Below are 1,357 nucleotides of genomic sequence, written 5' to 3' on the forward strand. Positions count from 1 at the left end.
GGGAGCCAAAGGAGGAGACTACATTTCATTTTATAAAGGCATCTGGGTAGTCTGAATATCGACGAGGTATACCCCTGAGGCCAAGAAAGTGTTGAGGAAAGAAGGTAATGTTGACCCCTAAGAATATGAGGAAAAATTGTGCATTGGCTCATCGCTGGTGAAGAGTTAATCCTGTTAGGAGTGGGAATCAGTGAGTAAAAGCAGCAAAGATTGCGAATACTGCCCCCATTCTTAGTACATAATGAAAATGGGCTACAACATAGTAAGTATCGTGAAGGATAATATCTAATGAGGAATTAGACAGAATAATGCCGGTAAGACCTCCTGTAGTAAACAGAAAAATAAATCCAAGAGCCCATAAAATAGGGGTCTCATATTTGATTTTTGATCCATGAAGGGTGGCCAGCCATCTAAATACTTTAATACCTGTGGGTACTGCGATAATTATGGTAGCTGCCGTGAAGTATGCTCGTGTATCTACATCAAGTCCTACTGTAAATATGTGATGTGCTCACACAATAAATCCCAATACAGCAATTCCGAGCATGGCATAAATTATCCCGAGAGCCCCAAATGGTTCCAGTTTTGCAGTATAGTGACTAACGATATGTGAGATTGCTCCAAATCCAGGTAAGATGAGAATGTAAACTTCAGGGTGTCCAAAAAATCAGAATAAATGTTGGTAGAGAATAGAATCGCCACCTCCAGCAGGGTCAAAGAATGAGGTATTCAGGTTTCGATCTGTCAATAGTATAGTGATAGCTCCCGCAAGTACTGGAAGAGATAAAAGTAGTAACACCACGGTAATAACTACAGCTCATACAAATAGGGGGATTCGTTCTAGTCGAAGCCCACTTCACCGTATGTTAATAACTGTAGTAATGAAGTTAATTGCCCCTAAAATTGAGGAGGCACCTGCTAAATGGAGGGAAAAAATAGCCAGGTCCACTGAGGGCCCCGCGTGCGCTAAGTTACTGGATAGGGGTGGGTAAACTGTCCACCCTGTTCCAGCACCCTTCTCCACTGCAGCAGAGGATACTAGGAGAATTAGGGAAGGGGGCAGAAGTCAAAATCTTATGTTGTTGAGACGTGGAAAGGCTATGTCTGGAGCTCCCAGTATAAGAGGTAGAAGTCAGTTTCCAAATCCACCAATAAATACAGGCATAACCAGAAAGAAAATTATTACAAATGCATGGGCTGTAACAATTGTATTGTATAGTTGGTCCCTTCCTAGGAAGGCACCTGGTTGCCTTAGCTCGATTCGAATGAGAAGGCTTATACCAGCACCAACCATACCTGCTCAGACCCCGAGAATGAAATAGAGAGTTCCAATATCTTTGTGATTTGTTGAATAAAG

General features: G+C 42.2%; 1 pseudogene. It reads right to left on the minus strand.

Going from position 1 to position 1,357, the window contains the following annotated elements:
* Positions 1-34: 34 nt before the first annotated feature.
* A pseudogene (locus L5849_RS17235) lies at positions 35-1,357 on the minus strand (cytochrome-c oxidase subunit 1); the annotation flags it as partial.

The sequence above is a fragment of the Erythrobacter sp. SN021 genome, assembly GCF_021864455.1.